General features: G+C 66.4%; 25 protein-coding genes and 1 tRNA gene. 5 read left to right on the top strand and 21 right to left on the bottom strand.

All coding sequences use genetic code 11. From position 1 onward, the window contains the following. Positions 1-3: 3 nt before the first annotated feature. From nuoE to QZH66_RS11370, 9 genes are all read right to left on the bottom strand, one after another. Positions 4-531 (bottom strand): NADH-quinone oxidoreductase subunit NuoE, encoded by a 528-nt coding sequence (gene nuoE / locus QZH66_RS11410; RefSeq protein WP_305806062.1) that lies wholly within the window; start codon positions 529-531, stop codon positions 4-6. 94 nt (positions 532-625) lie between these two features. Beyond that, the gene (locus QZH66_RS11405) at positions 626-1,933 is read right to left on the bottom strand and encodes an NADH-quinone oxidoreductase subunit D (protein ID WP_305806061.1); all 1,308 of its coding nucleotides are present in this window, start codon (positions 1,931-1,933) and stop codon (positions 626-628) included. Further along, positions 1,930-2,682, bottom strand: coding sequence for an NADH-quinone oxidoreductase subunit C (locus tag QZH66_RS11400; RefSeq protein WP_305806060.1), 753 nt, complete (start codon positions 2,680-2,682; stop codon positions 1,930-1,932). The genes QZH66_RS11405 and QZH66_RS11400 overlap by 4 nt, the downstream gene beginning before the upstream one ends. A 35-nt stretch (positions 2,683-2,717) precedes the next feature. Beyond that, positions 2,718-3,272 carry an NADH-quinone oxidoreductase subunit B gene (locus tag QZH66_RS11395; RefSeq protein ID WP_305806059.1) on the bottom strand — a complete coding sequence of 185 codons (555 nt, stop codon included), beginning with the start codon at positions 3,270-3,272 and terminating at the stop codon, positions 2,718-2,720. Beyond that, a complete protein-coding gene (locus QZH66_RS11390) occupies positions 3,263-3,619 on the bottom strand; it encodes an NADH-quinone oxidoreductase subunit A (protein ID WP_305806058.1) in 357 nt (118 codons plus the stop codon). Before QZH66_RS11390 ends, QZH66_RS11395 begins: the two co-directional genes overlap by 10 nt. 109 nt (positions 3,620-3,728) lie before the next feature. Then, positions 3,729-3,813, bottom strand: a tRNA-Leu gene (locus QZH66_RS11385). A 49-nt stretch (positions 3,814-3,862) separates the two neighbouring features. Continuing rightward, positions 3,863-4,288, bottom strand: coding sequence for a preprotein translocase subunit SecG (secG, locus tag QZH66_RS11380; protein ID WP_305806057.1), 426 nt, complete (start codon positions 4,286-4,288; stop codon positions 3,863-3,865). Between the two features lie 29 nt (positions 4,289-4,317). Next, on the bottom strand, positions 4,318-5,073 hold the full coding sequence (tpiA, locus tag QZH66_RS11375) for a triose-phosphate isomerase (RefSeq protein ID WP_305806056.1): 756 nt from the start codon (positions 5,071-5,073) through the stop codon (positions 4,318-4,320). 163 nt (positions 5,074-5,236) lie between these two features. Further along, positions 5,237-6,172, bottom strand: coding sequence for a 2-oxoglutarate and iron-dependent oxygenase domain-containing protein (locus QZH66_RS11370; RefSeq protein ID WP_305806055.1), 936 nt, complete (start codon positions 6,170-6,172; stop codon positions 5,237-5,239). Between the two features lie 444 nt (positions 6,173-6,616). On the opposite strand from QZH66_RS11370, the gene QZH66_RS11365 reads away from it, so the two are divergent. Continuing rightward, positions 6,617-7,777 (top strand): glycosyltransferase family 4 protein, encoded by a 1,161-nt coding sequence (locus tag QZH66_RS11365; protein ID WP_305806075.1) that lies wholly within the window; start codon positions 6,617-6,619, stop codon positions 7,775-7,777. Beyond that, on the top strand, positions 7,764-8,618 hold the full coding sequence (locus QZH66_RS11360) for a polysaccharide deacetylase family protein (protein ID WP_305806054.1): 855 nt from the start codon (positions 7,764-7,766) through the stop codon (positions 8,616-8,618). Before QZH66_RS11365 ends, QZH66_RS11360 begins: the two co-directional genes overlap by 14 nt. A gap of 69 nt (positions 8,619-8,687) precedes the next feature. Here the strand turns inward: QZH66_RS11360 and glmM are convergent, their stop codons facing one another. The 4 genes from glmM to trpB all read right to left on the bottom strand — a co-directional run bounded on the left by glmM (position 8,688) and on the right by trpB (position 13,286). Beyond that, positions 8,688-10,040, bottom strand: a complete 1,353-nt coding sequence (gene glmM / locus QZH66_RS11355) for a phosphoglucosamine mutase (protein ID WP_305806053.1) — start codon at positions 10,038-10,040, stop codon at positions 8,688-8,690. Beyond that, a complete protein-coding gene (accD, locus tag QZH66_RS11350) occupies positions 10,040-10,927 on the bottom strand; it encodes an acetyl-CoA carboxylase, carboxyltransferase subunit beta (protein WP_305806052.1) in 888 nt (295 codons plus the stop codon). Before accD ends, glmM begins: the two co-directional genes overlap by 1 nt. A gap of 184 nt (positions 10,928-11,111) precedes the next feature. Then, complete coding sequence (gene trpA, locus QZH66_RS11345; protein WP_305806051.1) at positions 11,112-11,918, bottom strand: tryptophan synthase subunit alpha; 807 nt, start codon at positions 11,916-11,918, stop codon at positions 11,112-11,114. A 150-nt stretch (positions 11,919-12,068) separates the two neighbouring features. Then, positions 12,069-13,286, bottom strand: coding sequence for a tryptophan synthase subunit beta (gene trpB, locus QZH66_RS11340; RefSeq protein WP_305806050.1), 1,218 nt, complete (start codon positions 13,284-13,286; stop codon positions 12,069-12,071). Between the two features lie 94 nt (positions 13,287-13,380). Here trpB and QZH66_RS11335 point away from each other — a divergent pair, with 94 nt between their 5' ends. Then, positions 13,381-14,274, top strand: a complete 894-nt coding sequence (locus tag QZH66_RS11335) for a LysR family transcriptional regulator (protein ID WP_305806049.1) — start codon at positions 13,381-13,383, stop codon at positions 14,272-14,274. Between the two features lie 90 nt (positions 14,275-14,364). Here QZH66_RS11335 and QZH66_RS11330 read toward each other — a convergent pair whose 3' ends face one another. From QZH66_RS11330 to prmB, 8 genes are all read right to left on the bottom strand, one after another. Next, entirely contained in the window at positions 14,365-15,024 is a 660-nt protein-coding gene (locus QZH66_RS11330; protein ID WP_305806048.1) for a phosphoribosylanthranilate isomerase, read from the bottom strand. Next, complete coding sequence (gene truA, locus QZH66_RS11325) at positions 15,021-15,794, bottom strand: tRNA pseudouridine(38-40) synthase TruA (protein ID WP_305806047.1); 774 nt, start codon at positions 15,792-15,794, stop codon at positions 15,021-15,023. The genes QZH66_RS11330 and truA overlap by 4 nt, the downstream gene beginning before the upstream one ends. Before the next feature lie 51 nt (positions 15,795-15,845). After that, positions 15,846-16,229 carry a VOC family protein gene (locus QZH66_RS11320; RefSeq protein WP_305806046.1) on the bottom strand — a complete coding sequence of 128 codons (384 nt, stop codon included), beginning with the start codon at positions 16,227-16,229 and terminating at the stop codon, positions 15,846-15,848. Further along, positions 16,226-17,995 carry a FimV/HubP family polar landmark protein gene (locus QZH66_RS11315; protein WP_305806045.1) on the bottom strand — a complete coding sequence of 590 codons (1,770 nt, stop codon included), beginning with the start codon at positions 17,993-17,995 and terminating at the stop codon, positions 16,226-16,228. The genes QZH66_RS11320 and QZH66_RS11315 overlap by 4 nt, the downstream gene beginning before the upstream one ends. Positions 17,996-18,080: 85 nt before the next feature. Beyond that, entirely contained in the window at positions 18,081-19,106 is a 1,026-nt protein-coding gene (locus tag QZH66_RS11310) for an aspartate-semialdehyde dehydrogenase (RefSeq protein ID WP_305806044.1), read from the bottom strand. A gap of 97 nt (positions 19,107-19,203) precedes the next feature. Then, on the bottom strand, positions 19,204-20,259 hold the full coding sequence (locus tag QZH66_RS11305; protein ID WP_305806043.1) for a D-glycerate dehydrogenase: 1,056 nt from the start codon (positions 20,257-20,259) through the stop codon (positions 19,204-19,206). Continuing rightward, the gene (gene aroC, locus QZH66_RS11300; protein WP_305806042.1) at positions 20,252-21,355 is read right to left on the bottom strand and encodes a chorismate synthase; all 1,104 of its coding nucleotides are present in this window, start codon (positions 21,353-21,355) and stop codon (positions 20,252-20,254) included. Before aroC ends, QZH66_RS11305 begins: the two co-directional genes overlap by 8 nt. 203 nt (positions 21,356-21,558) lie before the next feature. Continuing rightward, complete coding sequence (prmB, locus tag QZH66_RS11295; RefSeq protein ID WP_305806041.1) at positions 21,559-22,488, bottom strand: 50S ribosomal protein L3 N(5)-glutamine methyltransferase; 930 nt, start codon at positions 22,486-22,488, stop codon at positions 21,559-21,561. 238 nt (positions 22,489-22,726) lie between these two features. On the opposite strand from prmB, the gene QZH66_RS11290 reads away from it, so the two are divergent. Continuing rightward, the gene (locus QZH66_RS11290; protein WP_305806040.1) at positions 22,727-23,368 is read left to right on the top strand and encodes an SCO family protein; all 642 of its coding nucleotides are present in this window, start codon (positions 22,727-22,729) and stop codon (positions 23,366-23,368) included. Further along, complete coding sequence (asd, locus tag QZH66_RS11285; RefSeq protein WP_305806039.1) at positions 23,365-24,207, top strand: archaetidylserine decarboxylase; 843 nt, start codon at positions 23,365-23,367, stop codon at positions 24,205-24,207. Before QZH66_RS11290 ends, asd begins: the two co-directional genes overlap by 4 nt. Positions 24,208-24,353: the final 146 nt, after the last annotated feature.

Genomic DNA, 24,353 nt, shown 5'->3' with positions numbered 1-24,353 from the left:
GACTTACTCCAACCCGTCGAGCAGCTCGTCGAGCTTCTCGACCGTCAGCCGTTCGTGGTAATGACCATTGATGACCATCATCGGCGCGCCACAGCAGGCCGCCAGGCATTCCTCTTCGCGCTTCAGGAATACACGGCCATCGGCGGTGGACTGGCCGAGCTTGACCCCGAGCTTGTTCTCGGCGTGCTTGACCAGGTCTTCGGCGCCATTGAGCCAGCAGCTGATGTTGGTACAGATCGCGACGTTGTTGCGGCCGACCTTCTCGATCTCGAACATCGAGTAGAAGCTGGCCACTTCGTACGCCCACACCGGCGGCAGATCCAGGTACTTGGCTACGCCGGCGATCAGTTCATCGCTCAGCCAGCCCTGGTTCTGCTCCTGCGCGGCATGCAGACCCTGCAACACCGCCGAGCGCTTGCGATCCGGCGGAAACTTGCTCAGCCAGTGATCAATGTGCGCGCGGGTCTTGTCGCTCAGCACCACCATCGGGTCGACGTCACGCGCCGCTTCGAAATTACCTGTCGCCTTCATTGGCCGACCTCAGCAAATGCAAAATCGTGAATTTCCAGATCCGCGGCAGCCAGCCGGTGGCGGCAGCTCGCAGGCGTTGCCTGACCGAAGTTGATCACCGGTCGACCTCGCCAAAGACCAGGTCGTAGGTACCGATCATCGCCACCACGTCACCGAGCATGTGCCCGCGGACGACCGAGTCGATCGAAGACAGGTGGGCGAAGCCCGGCGCGCGCAGATGCACGCGGAACGGCTTGTTGGCGCCGTCCGACAGCAGATAGCAGCCGAACTCGCCCTTGGGAGCCTCCACCGCGGCGTAGGTTTCACCGACGGGGACGCAATAGCCTTCGCTGAACAACTTGAAGTGGTGGATCAACGCTTCCATGTCGTCTTTCATCTCCTCCCGGCTGGGCGGAGCGACCTTGAAATTGTTGATCATGACCGGGCCCGGATTGGCCTTCAGCCACTGCACGCACTGCTTGATGATGCGGTTGGATTCACGCATCTCGGCAATACGCACCAGATATCGGTCATAGCAGTCGCCATTGGTGCCGACCGGGATATCGAAATCCACCGCATCGTACTTGGCATACGGCTGCTTCTTGCGCAGATCCCATTCAATACCCGAACCGCGCAGCATCGGACCGGTCATGCCCCACGCCAACGCGTGTTCCGGCGAGACCACGCCGATGCCGACGGTGCGCTGCTTCCAGATCCGGTTGTCGGTCAGCAGGGTTTCGTATTCGTCGACCCGCGTCGGGAACTCGCTGGTGAAGTTTTCCAGGAAATCGAGCAGCGACCCCTCGCGCGAGGCGTTCAGGCGCTTCAGCGCCTTGCCCTTGTGCCAACGCGACTCCTTGTAGCGCGGCATCTGGTCCGGCAGGTCGCGATAGACGCCGCCCGGACGGTAATAGGTGGCATGCATACGCGCGCCGCTGACCGCTTCATAGCAGTCCATCAGCTCTTCGCGTTCGCGGAAGGCGTACAGCATCACCGCCATCGCACCCAGATCGAGCCCGCAGGCGCCCAGCCACATCAGGTGATTGAGGATGCGGGTGATCTCGTCGAACATCGTGCGGATGTACTGCGCGCGTTCCGGCGCACGGATCCCCAGCAGGTTCTCGATCGCGAGCACATAGGCATGCTCGTTGCACATCATCGACACGTAATCCAGCCGGTCCATATATCCGATCGACTGGTTGAACGGCTTGGATTCGGCCAGCTTCTCGGTACCCCGATGCAGCAGACCCACATGCGGGTCGGCGCGCATGACGGTCTCGCCATCCATTTCCAGAATCAGGCGCAGCACACCGTGCGCAGCCGGATGCTGGGGACCGAAATTCATCGTGTAGTTGCGGATTTCCTTGCGACTTTCGGCCGTATTGCTTGCAAAGGCCTGCGACGCCTGATGGAACTCACTCACTTGCTTGCCTCCGCCTGGGCGCTCTCGCCGGCTGCAGTCTGCAAGCCAGCGTCGTCACGAATGACCCGCGGCACTCCGACCCGCGGCTCGACCGATGTCACCGGCTCGTAGATCACGCGCTTCTTTTCTTCGTCGTAGCGCACTTCGACATTGCCGATCAGCGGGAAGTCCTTGCGGAACGGATGGCCGACAAAACCGTAGTCGGTCAGGATCCGACGCAGGTCCGGGTGACCTTCGAAGATCACGCCGAACAGGTCGAACGCCTCACGCTCGAACCAGTTCACACCCGCCCACACGTCGGTCAGCGAGGCCACCACCGGCAGCTCTTCGCTCGGCGCATAGCAACGCATGCGCAACAGCTGGTTGTTGCGGTAGGAGCGCAGCTGCGCGACCACGGCAAACCGCTGCTGCGGCATCGGCTGCGGCTGCGCGCCATCGGACGTCTCGCCGGTCGGGAATTCACCCCAGGCAAAGCGGCCAACCGCGCTGCCCTCGACTCCGCGACTGAAACCGTGCGCGGAAACGTCCGAGGTATCCCATTCGGCACTGCCGTAACCGAGATAGTCCACGCCACACAGGTCGACCAGCTGCTCGAAACCGAATTCGTCACGCAGCGCCAGAGCCGTGGCGCGCCAGTCGGCGACCGGCACTTCCAACGTCACTTCGCCGCGCGATTCGACCACGAAGACCCGGGCACCGGCGAAACGTGCGCCGAGTCGATCGATGAAGGAAGGTGCTTGCTGTGCCATGGGGGCTTGGCGTGCTCTTGATAGGTGAAGGGAATTCAGCGGGCGATGGTCTGTGTGCGCCAGATCTTCTTCTGCAACTGCAAGATGCCGTAGACCAGCGCTTCAGCAGTGGGCGGACAGCCCGGCACATACACATCCACCGGCACCACGCGATCACAACCGCGCACCACCGAGTAGGAATAATGGTAATAGCCGCCGCCGTTGGCGCAGCTGCCCATCGAAATGACCCACTTGGGATCCGGCATCTGGTCATAGACCTTGCGCAGCGCCGGAGCCATCTTGTTGACCAGCGTACCGGCCACGATCATCACGTCGGCCTGACGCGGCGAGGGGCGGAACACCACGCCATAACGATCCAGATCCAGGCGCGAGGCGCCGGCATGCATCATTTCCACCGCACAGCAGGCCAGGCCAAAGGTCATCGGCCACATCGAACCGGTACGCGCCCAATTCAGCAGCGCATCGACGCTGGTGGTCACATATCCCTTTTCGAGCAACGGGTTCTCACCTTCGGGGCGCAGGATGTCATCCACCCGCCCTTCCGGGATCGGGTTGGTCATCAGGCCATCGAGAGTCTGAATCACTCCCATTCCAGCGCTCCCTTCTTCCAGACGTAGATAAAACCAAGAAACAGCATGCCCACGAACAGACCCATCGTGACCAGCCCTCGCCCACCCAGCTCGGTGAACACTTGGGTCCAGGGCACGATGAAGATGATTTCCAGATCGAAGACGATGAACTGGATCGCGATAAGGTAGTAGCGCACGTCGAACTTCATGCGCGCATCTTCGAACGCTTCAAAACCGCATTCGTACGGCGACAGTTTCTGGGCGTCCGGGCTGCGGGGAGCGAGGAACCTGCCGATCAGCATCAGCGTGACGCCGATACCGGTGGCGACGATCAGAAACAGCAGAGACGGCAAATATTCGGCCAGCACAGCGATTCTCTCTTGCCTCTGCCTACGCGCCTGCGGGCGCTTCAGCATGGGGGATTGACGGATACCGCAGCGGGGCGCGACCGCGCCCTGCGAACCCGCTGAAAAACAATGGTGCCCAAGAGGGGACTCGAACCCCTACGACTCTCGTCGCTACCACCTCAAGGTAGTGCGTCTACCAATTCCGCCACCTGGGCCTACGTCACGCACCAGGGTTTCCCAGTGCGCCGCGTATTGTAACCGTCTTCAGGGTTTCTGTGAGCCTTCCGCGGGCTTTTCTTCACTCTGAACCGGAATATCTGCTGCCGGCACCTGGGCTTGCGGCACTGCATCGACCGCCGGCGCCTGCGGCACCGACTGCAACCCGGCGGCCGGGGCCGGCGCGGACTCGACCGGCTGCGACATCAGCCCCAGACCCTGCCCCGCATCCGGACGGGTGCTGTGGCCGGCATACCAGGCCATGAACAGGCTGATGCCAAAGAACACCACCGCCAGCCACTTGGTGGACTTGGACAGGAAGTTGGACGCACCGCGCGAACCAAACACGGTACCGGAAGCACCGGCACCGAAGCCCGAGCCTGCGGCCGCGCCGGAACCGCGCTGCATCAGGATCAGGGCAATCATCGCGATCGCCACCAGCACATAGACCACATTGAGGATCAACATCAACATTTGAAATCCGTCCCGGACAATATTTCTTGTTAGCGACCAGCTGCCGCCTTCGCGATAGCCAGGAAATCGGCAGCCACCAGCGAGGCGCCACCCACCAGCCCTCCATCGACATCCGGCTGCGAGAACAGCTCCGCGGCGTTGTCGGGCTTGACACTGCCGCCATACAGGATCGACAGCGAATCGGCAATTCTAGCATCGCGCGCGGCGACTTCGCCACGAATGAACGCATGCACCGCCTGCGCCTGCTCCTTGCTGGCGGTGCGACCGGTACCGATCGCCCACACCGGCTCGTAGGCCACCACCGCCCCGGCAAAACCCTCGGCCCCGACCAGGTCCAGCACGGGCGCCAGCTGCGCGGCGATCACGGACTCGGTCTGCCCGGCCTCGCGCTGCTCCAGCGTCTCACCGACACACAGGATCGGCACCAGGCCGGCGCTGCGGGCGGCGGCGAATTTTCGCGCCACCAGTCCGCTGTCTTCATGGTGGTACTGGCGACGCTCCGAATGCCCCACCAGGGTGTAGCGGGCGCCGATGTCGACCAGCATCGCGGCGGAAACCTCGCCGGTAAAAGCACCCGTCTTGTTGCTGCTGACATCCTGGGCACCGAAGGCCAGGGAATCCCCGCCGAAACTTTCAATCAGCCCGGCCAGGTAAGGCACGGGCGGCAACACCACCAGCTCCACGCCGGCCAGCGGCAGCCCGGCGACCACCTGCCCGAGCAGCTCGGCAGCGAATTGACGGCTGCCATGCAGCTTCCAGTTACCGGCGACGATCTTGCGACGCATGAGCATGCATCTCCGTGAATTTGAGTGGGCAAAGCATAGCGGATGTGCCCGCCTCCGCCGGACAGGCACTGGACAGCGCGGACACTACAGGCAAATACCGCCGCAGGCACACGGCCGCGGCGGCGCTGCGAAACCTGGCACCGGCGGGCGCCAGGGCCGGACCTTACTTCAGCTTGATCTCGCGCAGGCGCTCTTCCAGGAAGCCGTGGGCGGTGATCGGTTCCGGGTAGCGGCTGGGATTCTCGGCGGTGATGCACGAGGGCAGCACATCGATCAGGAAATCCGGATTCGGATGCAGGAAGAACGGCACCGAATAGCGCGGCTGGCGCGCCTGGTCGCCCGGAGGATTGACCACGCGGTGGATCGTCGAGGGATACACATGGTTGGTGAGGCGCTGCAGCATGTCACCGATGTTGACCACGATGGTGTCGGCATCGGAGGTGAACGGAACCCACTTGCCCTCGTGCGACTGCACCTCCAGCCCCGCGGCACTGGCGCCGACCAGCAGGGTGATGAAGTTGATGTCGCCATGGGCACCGGCGCGCACGTTGGGGATGTCGTCGGCCGTGATCGGCGGGTAATGGATCGGCCGCAGGATCGAGTTGCCGTTGTCGGTCTTGTCGGCGAAATAGTTCTCCGGCAGACCGATATGCAGCGCCAGCGCCGACAGCACGCGTGAGCCCAGGTTATCCAGCGCCTGGTAGAGACCGTAGCCCGCTTCGCGGAACCCGGGAACCTCGCTCGGCCACAGGTTCGGCGGCATCACATCGCGGTACCGGGAGTCGTCCGGAATCTCGCGGCCGATATGCCAGAACTCCTTCAGGTCGAAGTGCTTGGACCCCTTGGCCGTCTCCACGCCGAACGGGGTATAGCCGCGCGCACCGCCGCCGCCGGCCACGTGGTACTTCTTCTTCGTCTCTTCAGGCAGCGCGAAGAATGCCTTGAAAGCCTGATAGGCGGCGTCGATGTCGGCCTGGGGAATGCCGTGATTGCGGATGCCAGCAAAGCCCCATTCGCGGTAGGCCGCCCCCAGCTCAGCCACGAACGCGTCGCGGTCGGTGTCGAAACGGGTGATGTCGAGGGTGGGGATCTGGCTCACAGCGATTCCTGCTTGTTCGTGGTGGTCGGTGGGCCAGCTGTGGCCCGGCTGAACATTGTGACAGATCGGACCAGACACGCCATCGATACCTGGATACAAACCGATACAATGCGCGCGCCCGGATGGCCACAACGGGTCAACGGCCACGCTCATGCGCCGCCTCCCCCAACGTCGCCCGGTCCGCTCCATGGATACCCAGCTCTGCTCCTCCACGCCAACGGCGTTGCGCTGGCTCACGCCGGCAGGACTGGACCTGTGTCCGCCAGACAGCAACGCGGCGGCCAGCGCGGGCCCCCACGACCTGTCGGCCCGGCCTGCACACCTGTCCCCTCCCGACCCCGCGCGCCCACGCAACGCACGGGATGCGCTGCCGTGATCCCGCAGGCAGTGACGACGGCCGCTGGCGCAGACCACGAGCGTTTTCCCACACATGGACTGTCTCCGATAAACGTGCCACTGAAAATTCTCCACACCGAGGCTGCCACGGGATTTGGCGGGCAGGAGATCTACATCTACCGCCACATGCTGGCCATGCGCGAGCGCGGCCATGACGTCTCGCTGCTGTGCCAGCCCGGCGCCCGGCTGGGCGAGATGGCGGGCGAAGCCGGCTTCACCGTGCACACGCTGAAGATGGGCGGCCTGCTGCGCCTGCTGCGCCTGCTGCGCGGAATCTGCCGGGTCTGGCGCCTGGTGCGCCGCCACGGCTATGACGTGGTCAACACCACCAGCCGCCGCGACAGCCTGATCGCCGCCACTGGCGCCCGTCTGGGCGGCACGCCGCTGGTGGTGCGCTCGCGCCACCTGATGAGCCCGATCAACTCGCTGCTGACCTATACCACCCTGCCCCACCGGGTGATGACGGTGAGCAGCTTCGTCAAGAAGCTGATGGTCAGCCGCGGCATCGAAGAATCACATGTGGGCATCGTCCCGCCGATTGCGGTGCCGCCGCAATGGTCGCAGATCGCCAAGCGCGACCCTTGGCAATGCCTGCAGGACACCCGCGCGGAAGTGCGCGCGGAACTGGGCTTCACTGAAGAGCAGATCGTGGTCGGCTGTGTCGCCGTGCTGCGCGAGCCAAAAGGACACCTTGACCTGTTGCAGGCGATCGCGCCGCTGTGCCGCGCCGATCCACGCGTGCACCTGGTGGTCGTCGGTGACGGCCAGCCGGTGATGGATCGCCTGATCGCCCTGCGCGAGCAGCTGGGCATCGCCGCGCAGGTGCATCTGCTCGGCTACCGCCAGGGCGCTTGCCGGCTGATGACCGGCTTCGATATCTTCGCCCTCGCCACCCACAAGGAAGCCGCCGGCACGGTGTTCCTGGAAGCGGCCTACGTCGGCGTACCGATCGTCGCCACGCGTGTTGGTGGCGTGCCGGAAATGGTGGTGGAAGGCAGCAATGCCCTGCTCACGCCACTGGGCGACCAGGCGGCATTGACCGGGGCGCTGCGCACCCTGATCGAGCAGCCCGAACGCCGGCAGCAGATGGGCCTGGCCGGCTGGAAATGGATGCGCAGCGCCCACCGCTTCACCCCGACCGGTCACTCCGAGGCGACCGAACACTATTACCACCAGTGGTTGAAGGAACTGGGCCATGGCCAACGCTAGATCCGTCCCGGTGCTGATGCACCACCATGTCTCGCCCTCGCCCGGGATGATCACGGTCTCGCCGGAAAACTTCGAGAGCCAGATCGCATGGCTCGCGGCCGATGGCTGGACCTCGCTGACCCTGGACCAGTACGCCGATTTCCTGGCGGGCAAACCGACCCCGCGCAAGTCGATCGTGATCACCTTCGATGACGGCTACCTGGACAACTGGGTGTACGCGCACCCGATCCTGGCCAAGTACGGCATGCGCGCGGTGGTGTTCGTGGTCACCGGCTGGATCGGCGAAGGCGCCGTGCGCCCGCACGCCGGCCAGCCCGGCGCCACCCTGCCCGCAACCCCGGACCATCGCGGCTGCGAGGCGGCGATCCTGCGAGAGAACCGCGCGGACGAGGTGATGATGCGCTGGAGCGAGGCGCGCGCGATGATCGCCGCCGGCACCTTCGAGGTGCATTGCCACACGCACACGCACACCCGCTGGCTCAAGCAGGACATCTCCCGCGAACAAAAGTGCCAGGGCATCCGCGGCGACCTGGCGGTGGCACGCCAGGTGTTGCAGCAGCAGCTGGGTGAGGTCTCAGACACGCTGTGCTGGCCGTACGGCGATTTCGACGAGGACTACGTGCAGATCGCGCGGACACAGGGCTTCAAATACCTGCATACCACCCACCCGTTCGGCCGCAACGTGGTCGGTGGCGATCCGGAACACATCTACCGGTTCGCGATCCGCAACCGCCCGGCCAGCTGGCTGCGCAAGCGCATCGCCTGCAGCTACCACCCGCTGGTCGCGCCGCTGTTCAACCGCTTCAAGGCGAAGAAAAAGAAGATGGTGGCGGGGCCGTAGTCCGCCCCTGCCCTGCAACGGAAACGCCCCGGTCTGCCGGGGCGTTTCCGCTTCCAACCCACGGGTGGATCAGGCCACCGCCGCGGCCTTCACTGCCGCCGACAGGTGGTCCAGCGTGGACTGCATCAGTTCGGCACTGTCCGCCTCGACGGTGACACGCACCACCGGCTCGGTGCCCGAGGGACGCAGGAACGCGCGCCCACGGCCCTTGACCGCCTGCTGCGCGGCGGCCAGTGCGGCCTGCACGCTCTCGGCCTGCACGGTCGCCTTGGCCGCACCCTGCAACCGCACATTGACGGTCTTCTGCGGCACCTTGTTCAACATCGACAGCACCTGACGCAGCGAGGTGCCGTCACGACGCAGCACCTCCAGCACCTGCAACGCACTGACAATGGCGTCACCGGTGGTGGCGCGATCCAGGCACAGCAGGTGGCCCGAAGCCTCGCCACCGAGCACGCCACCTCCACTTATCAGCGCCTGATGCACGTACCGGTCGCCGACATTGCTGCGCACAAAGTCGATGCCCAGCCGACCCAGTGCCTGCTCCAGGCCGTAGTTGGTCATCAACGTACCGACCACCGCACCGCGCAAGCGGCCACTGGCCTGCCAGGCACGGGCCAGGATGAAAAGCAGGTCGTCGCCATCGGCCGGGTTGCCCTGGTCATCGACCATCAGCACCCGGTCACCATCGCCATCGAAGGCGATGCCGATATCGGCACCGACTTCACGCACCTTGGCCGCCAGGTTGTCGATATGCATCGAGCCGACGCCATCATTGATGTTCACGCCATTGGGCTCGGCACCGATGGTGACCACCTCGGCCCCCAGTTCGCGGAACAGCAACGGCGCGATGTGGTAGGTGGCGCCATGGGCGCAATCCAGCACCACCTTCAGTCCGCGCAGATAGAAATCGCGTGGCACGCTGGCCTTGCAGAATTCGATATAGCGCCCGACCGCATCGCGCGCGCGCATGGCCTTGCCCAGCCGGTCCGACTCCACCGTGGTGAACGGCGCATCGAGCGCGGCCTCCAAGGCCAGCTCGGTGGCGTCATCGAGCTTTTCGCCTTCGGCCGAAAAGAACTTGATGCCGTTGTCGTAGTGCGGGTTGTGCGAGGCACTGATCACAATGCCGGCATCGGCGCCCAGGGTATGGGCGAGGAACGCCACCGCCGGGGTCGGCATCGGCCCCAGCAGCTGCACATCGGCACCGGCGGCCACCAGTCCGGCCTCCAGCGCGGCTTCGAACATGTAACCGGAAATGCGGGTGTCCTTGCCGATCACCACCGTAGGACGGCGCCCGGTACGCTCGACCAGCACCCGCCCCAGGGCATTGCCCAGGCGCAGCACGAAGTCCGCGGAGATCACCCCCTGCCCGACCCGGCCGCGGATGCCGTCGGTCCCAAAATACTTGCGACCACTCATCAGACGGCCGCCGGATCGACCGCGGGCCTGGGCTGGCGCATCAGCATCGCCAGCAGCCCGGCCAGACGCTCACGCATCTGGCGGCGGTCGCAGATCTGGTCGATGGCACCGTGCTCGAGCAGGAACTCCGAACGCTGGAAACCTTCAGGCAGCTTCTCGCGCACGGTCTGCTCGATCACGCGCGGGCCGGCAAAACCGATCAGCGCGTGCGGCTCGGCGATATTGATATCGCCCAGCATCGCGAACGAGGCCGATACGCCGCCGGTGGTGGGATGGGTGAGCACCGAGATGAACGGCAGCCCGGCCTGGCGCAACTTGCCCAGTGCGGCCGAGGTCTTGGCCATCTGCATCAGCGAGAACAGCCCTTCCTGCATGCGCGCGCCGCCGCTGGCGGAGAAGCACACATAGGGGGCGCCGAGCTCCAGCGCGGTTTCCGCGGCCAGCGAGAAACGCTCACCGACCACCGAGCCCATCGAACCGCCCATGAAGGCGAAATCGAACGAAGCGGCGACCAGGGGGTTGCCCTTGAGCTGACCGCGCATGGCGATCAGCGCGTCGTACTCGCCGGTGTTCTTCTGGCTGGCCTTGATCCGCTCGACGTACTTCTTCTGGTCCCTGAATTTCAGCACGTCGGTCGGCCCCAGACGGGCGGCGATCTCGGTGGTGCTGCCGGCATCGAACAGCGCGGCCAGCCGCGCGCGCGCGCGGATCGCCATGTGGTGTCCGCACTTGGGACACACTTCCAGGTTCTCCTCCAGCTCGGGACGGTAGAGCGCAGCGCCACAGCTGCTGCACTTCTCCCACAGGCCCTCGGGGACACTGCGCTTCTTGCTCGGGGTGTTGTCGGTACGGATGCCGGACGGCATCAACTTGCTGAGCCAACTCATGCGGGATGACGGTTCCGTTCAGGGCGGCCCAACGGCCGCGACAGGGCGGACAGTCTAGCTCACCACCGCGACCCCGGTGCAGGTGCAGGCAAGGCCGCCACCGCCATCGCCACGGCCCGCAAACCATGCCCTGGCGTACGTTTCGCCGGCCCGGCGACCGCCAGTGCGGCGCCGGACACCACGCTCAGCGCGCGTCCAGTGCCTGTCGCAGCGGCCGCAGGAATGCGGCAGCCAACATAGCCGCCTCGACGGGGCTGGCCGCGCCTGCCATCGCCGACACCAGCGCGCTGCCCACCACCACGCCGTCGGCATCCACCGCCATGGCCGCCGCACTGGCCGCATCACTGATGCCGAACCCGGCCACCACCGGCACCTGCGCCTGCTGCCGCACCGCCCGCAGACGCGCACCGGCCGTGTGACTGTCCAGACGCTCCGAGGCTCCGGTCACACCGGCAAAGCTGACGTAATAGAGATAGCCCTGTGCGATCGCGCACAGCTTGCCAATGCGCGCGTCGGTCGTGGTCGGGGCGGCCAGCAGGATCAGCCCCAGCCCGGCCGCGGTGAAGGCATGCCGGGTTTCGTCGGCCTCCTCCGGCGTCAGGTCCACCAGCAGCACCCCGTCCACTCCGGCGGCGACCGCTTCCCGGGCGAAATGCGCCGCCCCCCGGATCTCGACCGGATTGAGATAGCCCATCAGCACCACCGGTGTCCGTACGTCCTGCTCGCGGAAACGGGCCACCGCATCGAGTACATAGCGCATGCCGGCTCCCCGCGCCAACGCCCGTTCGGAGCTGCGCTGGATGGTCGGGCCATCGGCCATCGGATCGGAAAACGGCACCCCCAGCTCCAGCAGGTCGGCACCGGCTTCCACCAGCGCGTGCATCACCGGCACCGTCGCTTCCAGTGCGGGATCGCCCGCGGTAATGAAAGGGATCAACGCCTTGCGTGCGGAGGCGCGCAGGCGGGCGAAGCATTCGTCAATCCGGTTCACAGCCATCTCAGCCACATCCTTCAATCAGTTCAACCGCAGCCGGCGGGCCCGGCGGTTCGAGCGCACCCGCCCGTCCAGTGGTTACTGCCGCAACGCGGGCCGGAAGCGGCGCTATGGCCGGCGCAGGCACGCCTCGCGCAACGTGAACGCTCACAGCACCAGCCCCTCGCGGGCGGCGATGGTATGCACGTCCTTGTCGCCACGGCCGGACAGGTTGCACAGCACCAGCGCGTCCTTGGGCAACTCCCGCGCCAGCTTGATCGCCTGCGCCACCGCATGGCTGGATTCCAGCGCCGGCAGGATGCCCTCGGTGAGCGTCAGGCGGTGGAACGCGGCCAGCGCTTCCTCGTCGGTGATGCCCAGGTACTGCGCCCGGCCAGTGTCGGACAGGAACGCATGCTCCGGGCCGACGCCGGGGTAGTCCAGCCCCGCCGAGATCGAATGGGTTTCGGTGATCTGGCCGTCGTCATCGCACAGCACGTAGGTGCGGTTGCCGTGCAGCACGCCCGGGCGACCGGCCGAGATCGACGCGGCATGGCGACCGGTATGGATGCCGTCGCCGGCCGCTTCGGCGCCGTAGATCTTCACTTCGCGATCGTTGAGGAACGCATGGAACAGGCCAATGGCGTTGGAACCGCCGCCGACGCAGGCGGTGATCGCATCGGGCAGTCGGCCGTAGTCCTCCAGCATCTGCGCCCGCGCCTCGCGGCCGACGATGGCGTTGAAGTCGCGCACCATGCGCGGATACGGGTCCGGGCCGGCGACGGTGCCGATGATGTAGAAGGTGTCGCGCACATTGGTCACCCAGTCGCGCATGGCCTCGTTGAGCGCGTCCTTGAGCGTGGCCGAGCCGCTGGACACCGGCACCACCGTGGCGCCCAGCAGTTTCATCCGGTAGACGTTGATCTTCTGCCGCTCGATATCGGTGGCGCCCATGTACACCACACATTCCAGCCCGAGCCGCGCGGCCACCGTGGCCGAGGCCACGCCATGCTGGCCGGCACCGGTCTCGGCGATGATCCGGGTCTTGCCCATGCGACTGGCCAGCAGCGCCTGGCCGATGGTGTTGTTGATCTTGTGCGCGCCGGTGTGGTTCAGGTCTTCGCGCTTGAGCAGGATCTGCGCCCCGCCCACCTCGCGGCTGAGCCGTTCGGCGTGGTAGATCGGGCTCGGCCGGCCGACGTAGTGCTTCAGATCCTTGTCGTAGGCCGCGATGAAGGCGGGGTCGACCCGCGCCTGGTCATAGGCGGCCGCCAGTTCCTGCAGCGGCCCGACCAGCGTCTCGGCGACAAAGCTGCCACCAAAGCGGCCGAAGTGGCCGGCTGCATCGGGATAGGCATGGAAGTCGGCAGGGAAAGGCGCAGTCATGGCATCGGTCAACGGAAGGACAGGTCTGCACTTTAACGCACGGATCAGCACACAAAAATCGATAAAGACTGACATTTGTGTTAGATAAACTCACATGAGCCGCTTGCGTACCCTGCCCTCCCTCAACGCCCTGCGGGCGTTCGAGGCCGCCGCCCGCCTGTGCAGCGTCAGCCTGGCCGCCGCCGAGCTGCACGTGACCCACGGCGCCGTCAGCCGGCAACTGAAGCTGCTGGAAGAGGAAATGGGGATGGCGCTGTTCGAACGCGAGGGGCGCGGCATCCGCCCCAACCAGGCTGGACAGCGGTTGCAGGAGGCCGCCTCTGCCGCGTTTTCCCGGCTGCAGGCAACGGTGGCGCAGCTGCGGCATCCGCCACGTTCAAACGCGCTGGTACTGGGGTGCCCCGGCAGCGTATTGGCGCGCTGGATGATCCCGCGGCTGCAATCACTGCAACAGGCGTTGCCCCAGCTGACCTTGCACCTGTCCGCGCAGCAGGGCGATTTCACTGCGCAACTGGAAGGCTTGGATGCGGCATTGCTGCTCGGCCAGGCGCCTTGGCCGGCGGGCTGGGAGGTGCATGTGCTGGCGCCCGAACGCATCGGCCCGGTATTGAGCCCGGCCCTGGCGCAGGCCGCCACTTTACGCGACGAGGCGCCGGCCGCGCTGCTGCAATGCAATCTGCTGCATACCGCCTCGCGCCCGCAGGCATGGCCCACCTGGGCGCTGGCAACTGGCCTGGATCCGGCCCAGCTGCGCTACGGCACCGGGTTCGAGCACTTGTATTACCTGCTGGAAGCGGCGGTGGCCGCGATCGGCGTGGCGATCGCGCCCGCCCCACTGGTCGCCGAAGACCTGGCCAGTGGGCGCCTGATCGCACCCTGGGGCTTCATCGAGACCACCGGCTGCTGGGCGCTGTGCGCCCCGGCCGGGAAAAACGATGAGCGCGTGGCAGCACTGGCAACCTGGCTGCAATCGGAACTGGCCGGCTGACGACCGGCAGCAAACCACGGCGGCCGTGCAGCCCCGCATGGCGGCAAACCGCCGCGCCGCCGCCCAGCGGCGGGCACCCGCCGGCCCCCATCACAGCGACAGTTCGTGGCAATCGGCCCGCCGTACTTCCTCGACAAACTTGCGCATCTTGTAGCCGTCCTTGATTCCCGGCTCGGACTCGATGCCACTGGACACATCCACCCCCCACGGCAAGGTGGCAACGATCGCATCGAACACATTCTCCGGCTTGATCCCGCCGGCCAACAGGAACGGACGATGCAGGCCGGTCGGCAGTTGCGACCAGTCGAACGCCACCCCGGTACCGCCGCCACCGCCCGGGGCGTGGCTGTCAAACAGGAAACCGGCGGCAGTCGGATACGCCAGGTGCAACGCGCGGGCGGTCACCTCCTCCTTGCCCCCCATCGCCACCGCCTTGAGATACGGCATGTTGAAGCTGCGGCAGAAGGATTCCTCCTCCTGCCCGTGAAACTGCAGCAGGGTCGGGCGCACCGTGCGCAACACCTCGCGCACTTCTTCCTTGCTGTTGTCGCGGAACAGCGCCACCACATCGACCATCGGCGCGGTGGCCTGGCGCATGGCGCGGGCTTCGGCAGGCGCCACCCGGCGCGGGCTGTTCCTGGCGAAAATGAATCCGACCGCGTCCACGCCCAATTCGCCGGCCAAGCGGATATCACCGGCGCGGGTCATGCCGCAGAACTTGATACGGGTGCGATACAGCGTTCGACTCACAGCGTGACCTCGGCAGGCAACTGCCAGTTGTCCGGATACAACGGTCCAACAAAAACCAGTCCCTGGGGCGGCGCCGTCGGGCCGGCCTGGGTGCGGTCGCGAAGGGCCAACACCTCGCCGATCCACGACACCGGTTTCTCACCTGCACCGACCAGGATCAGGGATCCGACGATATTGCGCACCATGTGATGAAGGAATGCATTGGCCCGCACCTCCACCTCCACGATCTCGCCGTGGCGGCTGACGCGGATCGACTGCAATTCGCGGCGCGCATGCAGCGCCTGGCACTGGATGCTGCGGAAGGAACTGAAGTCGTTCTCGCCCAGCAGCGCCTGCGCGGCCTGGTCCATCAGCCGGGCATCCAATGGCCGCCGCTCCCAGCTCAAGGTCTGCCGGTACAGCGCCGGCCGCACCTGGCGATTGAGCAACCGGTAACGGTAGCGGCGCGCCCGTGCGGAAAAGCGCGCATGGAAATCCTCGGCCACCGGCACGCACCAGCGCACCGCGACTGAACGTGGCAGCCGGGTGGTGGTACCCAGCGTCCAGCCATGCGGAGCACGGACAACGTCGGTATCGAAGTGGACCACCTGGCATTCACCGTGCACACCGGCATCGGTACGGCCGGCGCAGACCACGCTCACCGGAGCATCGGCCACGGAGCCCAGCGCCGCCTGCAAGGCCGCCTGCACGCTTGGACAGCCGTTCTCACCGAGCTGCTGCCAGCCCTTGAAGTCGCTGCCGTCATACTCCACGCCCAGCGCGTAACGCATCTTCAAACCTCTGAATCGTTGATGCCGATGGCCCGGGGCCGGTGCGGCGGATCAGCCGGCGTCGCGCTCGGACCACACCGCCAACTCGTTGCCGCCCGGCTCGGTGAAATGGAAACGGCTGCCGCCAGGAAAGGTGAATACCGGCCGGACAATCGTGCCCCCGTGCAGACCGACCGCCTGCAGCAGCGGCGCCAGCTCCGCGGCATACAACACCAGCAGCGGCGCGCCGCCGGTCGCCGTCAGCGGCTGGCCCCGGAAGAAGCCCCCCTGCAGCCGGCCATCGTCAAATGCGGTGTAGTCCGGGCCGTAGTCCTGGAACCGCCAACCGAAGACCTGCTCGAAGAACGCGCGGCTGGCGGCCGGATCGGTGGAGGCGAACTCGACATAGTCGATCCGGCGCTCGCGCCCTGCTGCCGCCGGATCGGGCGCGGTCACCGCAGCCGCCCAAGCAGTTCCGCCGCTTCGGCACAGGCTTGCGGGTCAGTACCCAGCGCCACTTCGTTGAGCAGTGTGCGCGCGGTTTCGGCATCGCCCAGGTCCATATAGGCAATCGCCAGCTCCAGACGGTCGCGACCCGCCGGTGCCGGATCCAGCGACACCGCGGCCGATGGATCGAGGTCACGCCATTGGCCCGACGCATCGGTGACGAACACCTCCATCCCGTCGCTTGTTTCTTCGGCCTGCGACAGCGGTGCAGGCGCGTCTTCAACCGGCTCTCCCAGCATCGGCGGCGGCACCTGGAAACCGGCTTCGGCCACGTCCTCATCCTCGCGCGCCAGCCGCTCGTCGTGCTCGCGCTCGTCCAGGGTCGGCATATCGACCACGGCTGGCATCATTGCCGCCGACGGCATCGCCGACGCCAGTTCACTGCGGTTGAATCCGTGCCGTGACAGCGGCGGCAGTGGCGATGGCTTGCGCCGGCGCGACAGCCACCCTGCAACCGCGGCCAGTGCCAGCAGCACCAGCCCGGCCCACAGCCATGCCGGAGTCGCATTGGCCTGCGCGGCGCCGGGCGCCTGGGCCAGGCGCTGCTGCGCGGCGGCCAGATCGGTGTCCTTCATCGCGATCAGGGTCTGTTGCTGCTTCTGCAGCTTTTCCAGATCGGCCACCCGATCGCGCAATTCCTGCAGCTCCGCATCGCGGGCGGCGAGATCTTCCTTCGCCTGTTGCAACTGTTCGTTCGCCAGCATGTCACCCTCGCCGCCGGCCTCGAGACCGGTTGTCGTTCCTGCAGTCTGTTGCGCAGCGGCCACTGCCGGTGCGATTTCCAACCGCGCGCCGGAGCTCGCTGTCGCCGGAGCCGCGTTTCCGGTGGTGGCAACCGCATCGGTGGTTGCCGGCTGCGGAATCGGCGCACGCGCCTGCCGCCACTGCGCCGTCTGCTGATTGACGATCGCACGCGCCTGGGCCACGTCCACCTGCGCCAGCTCGTCCTGCCGCGGGGTGCGCAACACCACCCCCTGTTTGAGCAGGTGCATGTTGCCGCGGATGAAGGCTTCCGGGTTCGCCTGTACCAGCGCGACCATGGTCTGGTCCAGCGAGTGGCCGTTTTCCCGCGCCAGCCCAGCGGCAATCTGCGACAGCGTCTGTCCGCGCTGCACCGGCACCGGCTCGCCACCGGCTGCCGGGGGGCGCGCTGTCGCGGATTCGGCACGCGGCGTACGCGCGGCAGGAACGGCTGCAACCGGTGGCACTGCGGCCGGCACTTCGGGGCTGCGGATGATGGTATTGGTCGGCGCGGGCGCCGGCGCCTGGATGGCCGGCTCGGCAATCGCGGTCGCGGTCTGCGGTGCGTCCATCAGCGCCGAATATTCGCGCACCAGCCGGCCCTGGCCCCAGTCGACCTCGATCAGGAAGCCCAGCGTGGGCACCTGTACCGGAGTGACGCTGGTGACGCGGATCACCGCCCGCCCGCTGGCATCCTGCGCGAAGCGGAACTGCAGTTCGCTGACCAGTCCTTGCGGACGCGCCAACCCGACCCGCTCAAACGTGACCGGCGACGCCAGGGCGACATGGGCGTTTTCCAGCTCCGCCGGATCGCTGTAGATCACCGGAATTTCGGCAACCAGCGGCTGTCCCGGTTTGGACAGCACGCGGATGTCACCCAGCCCCAGGGCCATCGCGGCACTGCTGAACAGCGCCAGGACCAATGCGAGCACAGCTTGTTTCGAGCGCATGGCGCTCCTGCCCCTGTTTTTCATGACGGCCAATATAGCGGCTTGCCCGGTTTTCGAATACCGCGGCGCCCGCACGGGATGCCGGCCCGGAGGCCGGCACCGCAAAACCTCAACCGCCGTTGATGACCAGCTCGGCCAACTGCACCGCGTTCAAGGCCGCACCCTTGCGGATGTTGTCCGACACGATCCACAGATTGAGCCCGCGCGGATGCGAGATGTCCTCGCGGATGCGGCCCACATACACCGCATCGGTGCCGGAGGCGTGGGTGACCGGGGTCGGATAGCCGCCGGCCTTGCGCTCGTCGACCACCTCCACCCCCGGCGAGCGGGCCAGCAGCTCACGCGCCGCTTCGGCGGTGACCTTCTTCTTCGTTTCGATCGCCACGGCTTCGGAGTGGCCGTAGAACACCGGCACGCGCACGGCGGTCGGATTCACCATGATGCTGTCGTCGCCAAGAATCTTGCGGGTCTCCCACACCAGCTTCATTTCTTCCTTGGTGAAACCGTTGTCGAGGAAATCATCGATATGCGGGATCAGGTTGAAGGCGATCTGCACCGGGAAACGCTGCGGGTCGATCTGCTGGAAGCTGAGCAGCTGGCCGGTCTGCTTGCCCAGCTCCTCCATTGCCGAGCGACCACCGCCAGAGACCGACTGGTAGGTGCAGACATTGATGCGTTCGATGCCGTACGCGCGGTGCAGCGGCGCCAGGGCGACCAGCATCTGCATGGTCGAGCAGTTCGGATTGGCGATGATCCCGCGCGGTCGGTTCCTGGCCGCCTGCGGGTTCACTTCGGAAACCACCAGCGGTACGTCATCGTCGTAGCGGAAGGCCGAGGAATTGTCGATCACCACCGCACCGGCGGCGGCGAACTTCGGGCCGTATTCCTTGGACACGCTGCCCCCCGCCGAGAACAGGGCGATATCGACCCCGGCCGGATCGAACGTGGCCAGGTCCTGGATCACGATCTTTGCGCCCTCGTACTCCACTTCGCCGCCGGCTGAACGCTCGGAGGCGAGCAGGCTCAACGTGGCGATCGGGAACTTGCGCTCGGCAAGGATCGACAACAGGGTCTCGCCAACGGCGCCGGTGGCACCGACGACAGCGACGTGGAAACGACGGGTTTCATTGCTCATGGGGGTGTACTCGAAGAGGAAAGGGAAACAGGAAACGGGACAGGAACCAACGCCAGGCCGGGTGCGGGGAACCTCCAACAGGCACCGCGGAGGTTCCCTAGCGTTTGTCCAGATCGGTTTTTTTGCCGCGCACGGTCACGCCACCGGCTTTCGCGGCGGCCACGGCGTCGGCATTGATCGCGCTGGCAGGATGGCCGGCATCCGGGCCGTGGCCCAGCGCGGCGATCAGGTTGTCCACGGCCAACTGCACCATGGCCCGGCGGGTGGCCAGCGAGGCGCTGCCGATATGCGGGGTCAATACGATATTGCGCAGCGCCAGCAGTTCCGGCCGCACCTGCGGCTCGCCTTCGTAGACATCCAGCCCGGCGGCGGCCAGCCTGCCGTTGGCCAGCGCATCGGCCAAGGCCAGTTCGTCGACGAGACCGCCGCGGGCGATATTCACCAGCGTGGCGGTCGGCTTCATTTTCGCCAATGCGGCGGCATCGACCAGATGATGGTTGTGCGGCGTGTAGGGCAGCACCAGCAGCAGATGGTCGGCGCGCGCCAGCAGCTCCTCGAAACCGGTGTAAACGGCCCCGACGTCCTGCTCCAGCGCGACGGGCAGGCGTGAGCGGTTGTGGTACAGCACCTTCATGCCGAAACCGTGGTGGGCGCGGCGGGCGATCGCCTGGCCGATCCGGCCCATGCCGACAATACCCAGCGTGGCGCCATGGATATCGGCGCCGAGCATGGTGGTGAACGACCACTGCCGCCACTGCCCGTCGCGCAGCCAGCGCTCGGACTCGGTGATCCGGCGCGCGGCGGCCATCAGCAGCGCAAACCCGAGATCGGCGGTGGTTTCGGTCAGGACATCCGGGGTGTTGCTGGCGAGGATGCCGGCGGCGCCGAGCGCCTCGACATCCAGGTTGTTGTAGCCCACGCCGACATTGGCGATGGCGCGAAGATGCGCGGCACCGGCGATTTCAGCCGCCCCGACAGACTCGTTGAGGGTGACCAGCGCGCCGTCCACCCCGCCCAGCCGGGCGGTGATATCCGCACTGCTGTGGGCGGTGACCTCAACCGTGGGCACCACCTCGAAGTACGCCTCCAGCTGCGCGACGATATCGTCGAACAGCGGTTGCGATACCCAGACGCGGGGCCGCCGGTCAGCCATCGACCGAGCCGGGAATACGCGGCGTCATCGGGCCGACATCGCCGCATTGCGCGCGGTGGCGCAGGGCCTGGTCCATCAGCACCAGCGCCATCATCGCCTCGGCGATCGGGGTGGCGCGGATGCCCACGCACGGGTCGTGGCGGCCGGTGGTGATCACCTCCACCGCGTTGCCTGCCGTATCCACCGTCGCGCCAGGCAGGCGCAGGCTGGAGGTGGGCTTGAGCACGATCGAGGCAGTGACCTGCTGGCCGGTGGAAATGCCGCCGAGGATGCCGCCGGCATGGTTGGACTGGAAGCCGTCCGGGGTGATCAGGTCACGGTGACCGGTGCCTTTCTGCGCGGCACTGGCGAAGCCGTCGCCGATCTCCACGCCCTTGACCGCGTTGATGCTCATCAGCGCCGCGGCCAGATCGCCGTCGAGCTTGCCGTAGACCGGCTCGCCCCACCCCGGTGGCACGCCATCGGCGACCACATTGACGCGTGCGCCGACCGAATCGCCGGACTTGCGCAGTGCATCCATGTACGCCTCCAGCGCCGGCACCTGCACGGGGTCGGGCCAGAAGAACGGATTGTCTTCCACCGCCGACCAGTCGAATCCGGCCGGGGTGATCTCGCCCAGCTGCGAGAGGTAGCCGCGCACGGTCACACCGAAGCGCTGCGCCAGCCACTTCTTGGCGATCACCCCGGCCGCCACGCGCATGGTGGTCTCGCGCGCCGAGGAACGGCCGCCGCCGCGCGGGTCACGGATGCCGTACTTCTGCCAGTAGCTGTAATCGGCATGGCCCGGGCGGAACTGCGCGGCGATGTTGCGGTAGTCCTTGCTGCGCTGGTCGGTGTTGCGGATCAGCAGCGCGATCGGGGTGCCGGTGGTGCGGCCTTCGTAGACGCCGGACAGGATTTCGACCTCATCGGCCTCACGCCGCGCCGAAGTGTGCCGGCTCCTGCCGGTGGCCCGGCGCTGCAGGTCGTAGGCGAATTCCTCCGGCGCGATCTCCAGCCCGGGCGGGCAACCGTCGATCACGCAGCCGATCGCCGGCCCGTGCGATTCGCCGAAGGTGGTGACCGAAAGCAGTTTTCCGAACGTATTACTGGACATGTGCGACCTTTGCAGAAGGCAAGCCGGCGAACAGCGCGCGCTCGAACACGATCAACGGAAGCCGCACGCCAACGGCGCGACGGCGGCCCATGGCGGCCGGCCTTGTACCCATGCCGCGCGGCGTTGCCGCTGGCGCCGCACACGGATGGGTCACGCTGCGCCGCGCCGGCAACCCACCGCGCAAGCACGTTTTCAGGCAAGGATTACGGACGTGCATTCGCCAGTTCGGTGATGCGCGCGCTATGGGCGATCAGCTCGCGGCATTCGACGGCGAAAATGCCCATCTGCCCGACCTTGAACTCGATCCAGGCGAAGTCCACCTCCGGCAACAGCTTGACCAGGTGCTGTTCGGACTCGCCCACTTCACAGATCAGCAGGCCGTCTTCATGCAGGTGGATCGGCGCATCGCGCAGGATCTTCAACACCAGGTCCAGACCGTCGTTGCCCGCGCGCAGTGCCATGTCCGGCTCGTGGGAGTACTCATGCGGCAGCGCATCGGTCTCGTCGTTGGTGACGTACGGCGGATTGGTGACGATCAGGTCGTAGTGGCGCCCGGTCAGGCTGTCGAACAGGTCCGACTTGAGCAGGGTGACGTTGTGCGCATCCAGCCGCGCCTTGTTTTCGGCCGCCAGCGCCAGGGCGTCATCGCTGAGATCGGCGCCATCCACCTGCCAGTGCGGGTAGTAGTGGCCCATGGCGATGGCGATGCAGCCCGAGCCGGTGCACAGGTCCAGCGCGCGGTTGACCTCGCGCCCGGCCAGCCACGGCTCGAAACCGGTTTCGATCAGTTCGGCAATCGGCGAACGCGGCACCAGCGCGCGCGCATCGCTCTTGAAGCTCAGCCCGGCAAACCATGCCTCGCCGGTCAGATAGGCCGCCGGCAGCCGCTCGTTGATGCGACGTTCAAACAGCCCCAGCACCTGCTCCTTCTCCGAGGCCAGCAGGCGGGCCTGGCCATAGGCCGGGCCGAGGTCGTGCGGCAGGTGCAAGGTGTGCAGCACCAGCTGGGTCGCTTCATCCAGCGCATTGTCATAGCTGTGCCCGAAGGTCAGCCCGGCGGCGTTGAAACGGCTGGTGCCGTAGCGGATCAGGTCGATGATCGTATGGAGTTCGGCGGCCGCTTCGGCAGTCATGACAAGGCTATCGGGACAGGGGGGCAGTCGATTATAGGGGGCCGCCCGGTATATTGAGCGTCCGTTGCAAGGGAAACTTCAGCTTTGCCGCTGCCGGCAAAGCGCCGGCCGACGCTGCCCTGGTGCGCGCCGTCACCGGGCGCGCCACGGTTGCCACGGCCCCGTATCCCCCTACACTCCTGCCTCCCCTTGTGGCCGCGCGCTCCCGCCATGGCCCTCCCACACGGAAATACCGGCCATGTTCAATCGCAATTTCGGCATCATCCTGATCGTCGCGCTGGCCGCCGGGCTGGGCCTGGTGCTGGCACAGAAGGTGTTCGGCCCGTCCACGACGAAGGCCGCGGACACGATCATTTTCTATCCGCAGCCGCGCACCCTTCCCGACTTCAGCCTCAGCCAGTCCGATGGCACCCGCCTGATTCCCGGCGAGCTGAAAGGACACTGGACGCTGGTGTTTTTCGGTTTCACCAGCTGCCCGGACGTCTGTCCGACCACGCTGGCCGAGCTGGCCCAGGCCCAGAAGCAATGGGAGCCGCTGCCGGAGAGCATCCGCCCGCGCGTGGTGTTCGTCTCGGTGGACCCCGAGCGCGACACCCCCGCGCGGCTGGGCGAATACGCCCATGCCTTCCATAAGGACACGCTGGCCGCGACCGCCGACGTGCCGTCGCTGGAGCGCTTTGCCACCGCGCTGGGGTTCGTGTTCCAGAAGGTGCCCGGCACGCATTTCGCCGAGAACCCGGACGACTACACCCTGGACCACTCCTCCAGCATCGCCGTGCTTGATCCGGACGGGAAGCTGGCCGGCCTGATCCGTCCTCCTTTCAACCCGCAGGCGATCGCCGCCGACCTGCAATCGCTGACCGAGAAATCCGCCCCATGAGTCTGGTAACCACGCTGAGCTACGCCCTGCCCCACCGCCTGCTGTCATCGATGGCGCGCCGACTGGCGTATTCCAGCAATCCGCGCCTGTCGCGCTGGCTGATCGACATCGTCACTGAAAGATTCAAGGTGAACCTGGCCGAGGCCGCCAATCCGGATCCGCGCAGCTATTCCAGCTTCAATGCGTTCTTCACCCGTGCACTCAAGCCCGGTGCCCGCGTGCCCGATGCCGATCCGCGCACGCTGCTGATGCCGGCCGATGGCCGCATCAGCCAGCTTGGACCGATCGAGCATGGCCGCATTTTCCAGGCCAAGGGCCAGTCATTCACCGCGGCCGAGCTGCTGGGCGATGCCGCTGCTGCCACGCCATTCCACAACGGCCTGTTCGCCACGGTGTACCTGTCGCCGCGCGACTACCACCGCGTGCACATGCCCTGGACCGGCACCCTGCGCGAGACCGTGCACGTGCCCGGCCGGCTGTTCAGCGTGGGCCCGGACGCGGTGGCCAACGTGCCCGGCGTGTTCGCCCGCAACGAACGGCTGGTCTGCCATTTCGATACCGATTTCGGGCCGATGGTCAGCGTCATGGTCGGCGCGCTGCTGGTTTCCGGCGTGGAAACGGTGTGGAGCGGCGAGGAAATCCCCGCCTATGGCGACCGCATCACCCGCAAGGATTACCGCGGCAAGGGCATCACGATCGAGCGGTTTGCGGAGATGGCACGGTTCAATTACGGCTCCACCGTGATCGTGCTGCTGCCGCCCGGCGTGGCCGAACTTGCAACCGGGCTGGGCGCCGAAAGCCCGGTGCAGCTGGGGCAAGCGCTGGCGAAACTGGTGTAAGCACGGAGCAACGCCCCACTGACAAACTCCCGACTAGTAGAACAGTTGCCGGGCGTTGCCCGGCATCACCGGTTAGTGATGCCGGTGATCGTCAGACCTTTTTCCGCGAGCACAGCGGGAGCCCGTACGCAATGTAGAGCGGAGCC

The organism is Stenotrophomonas sp. YIM B06876 (assembly GCF_030711595.1).
In the GTDB taxonomy this organism is placed as follows: domain Bacteria; phylum Pseudomonadota; class Gammaproteobacteria; order Xanthomonadales; family Xanthomonadaceae; genus Stenotrophomonas.
This window is presented reverse-complemented; position numbering and strand designations above follow the sequence as displayed.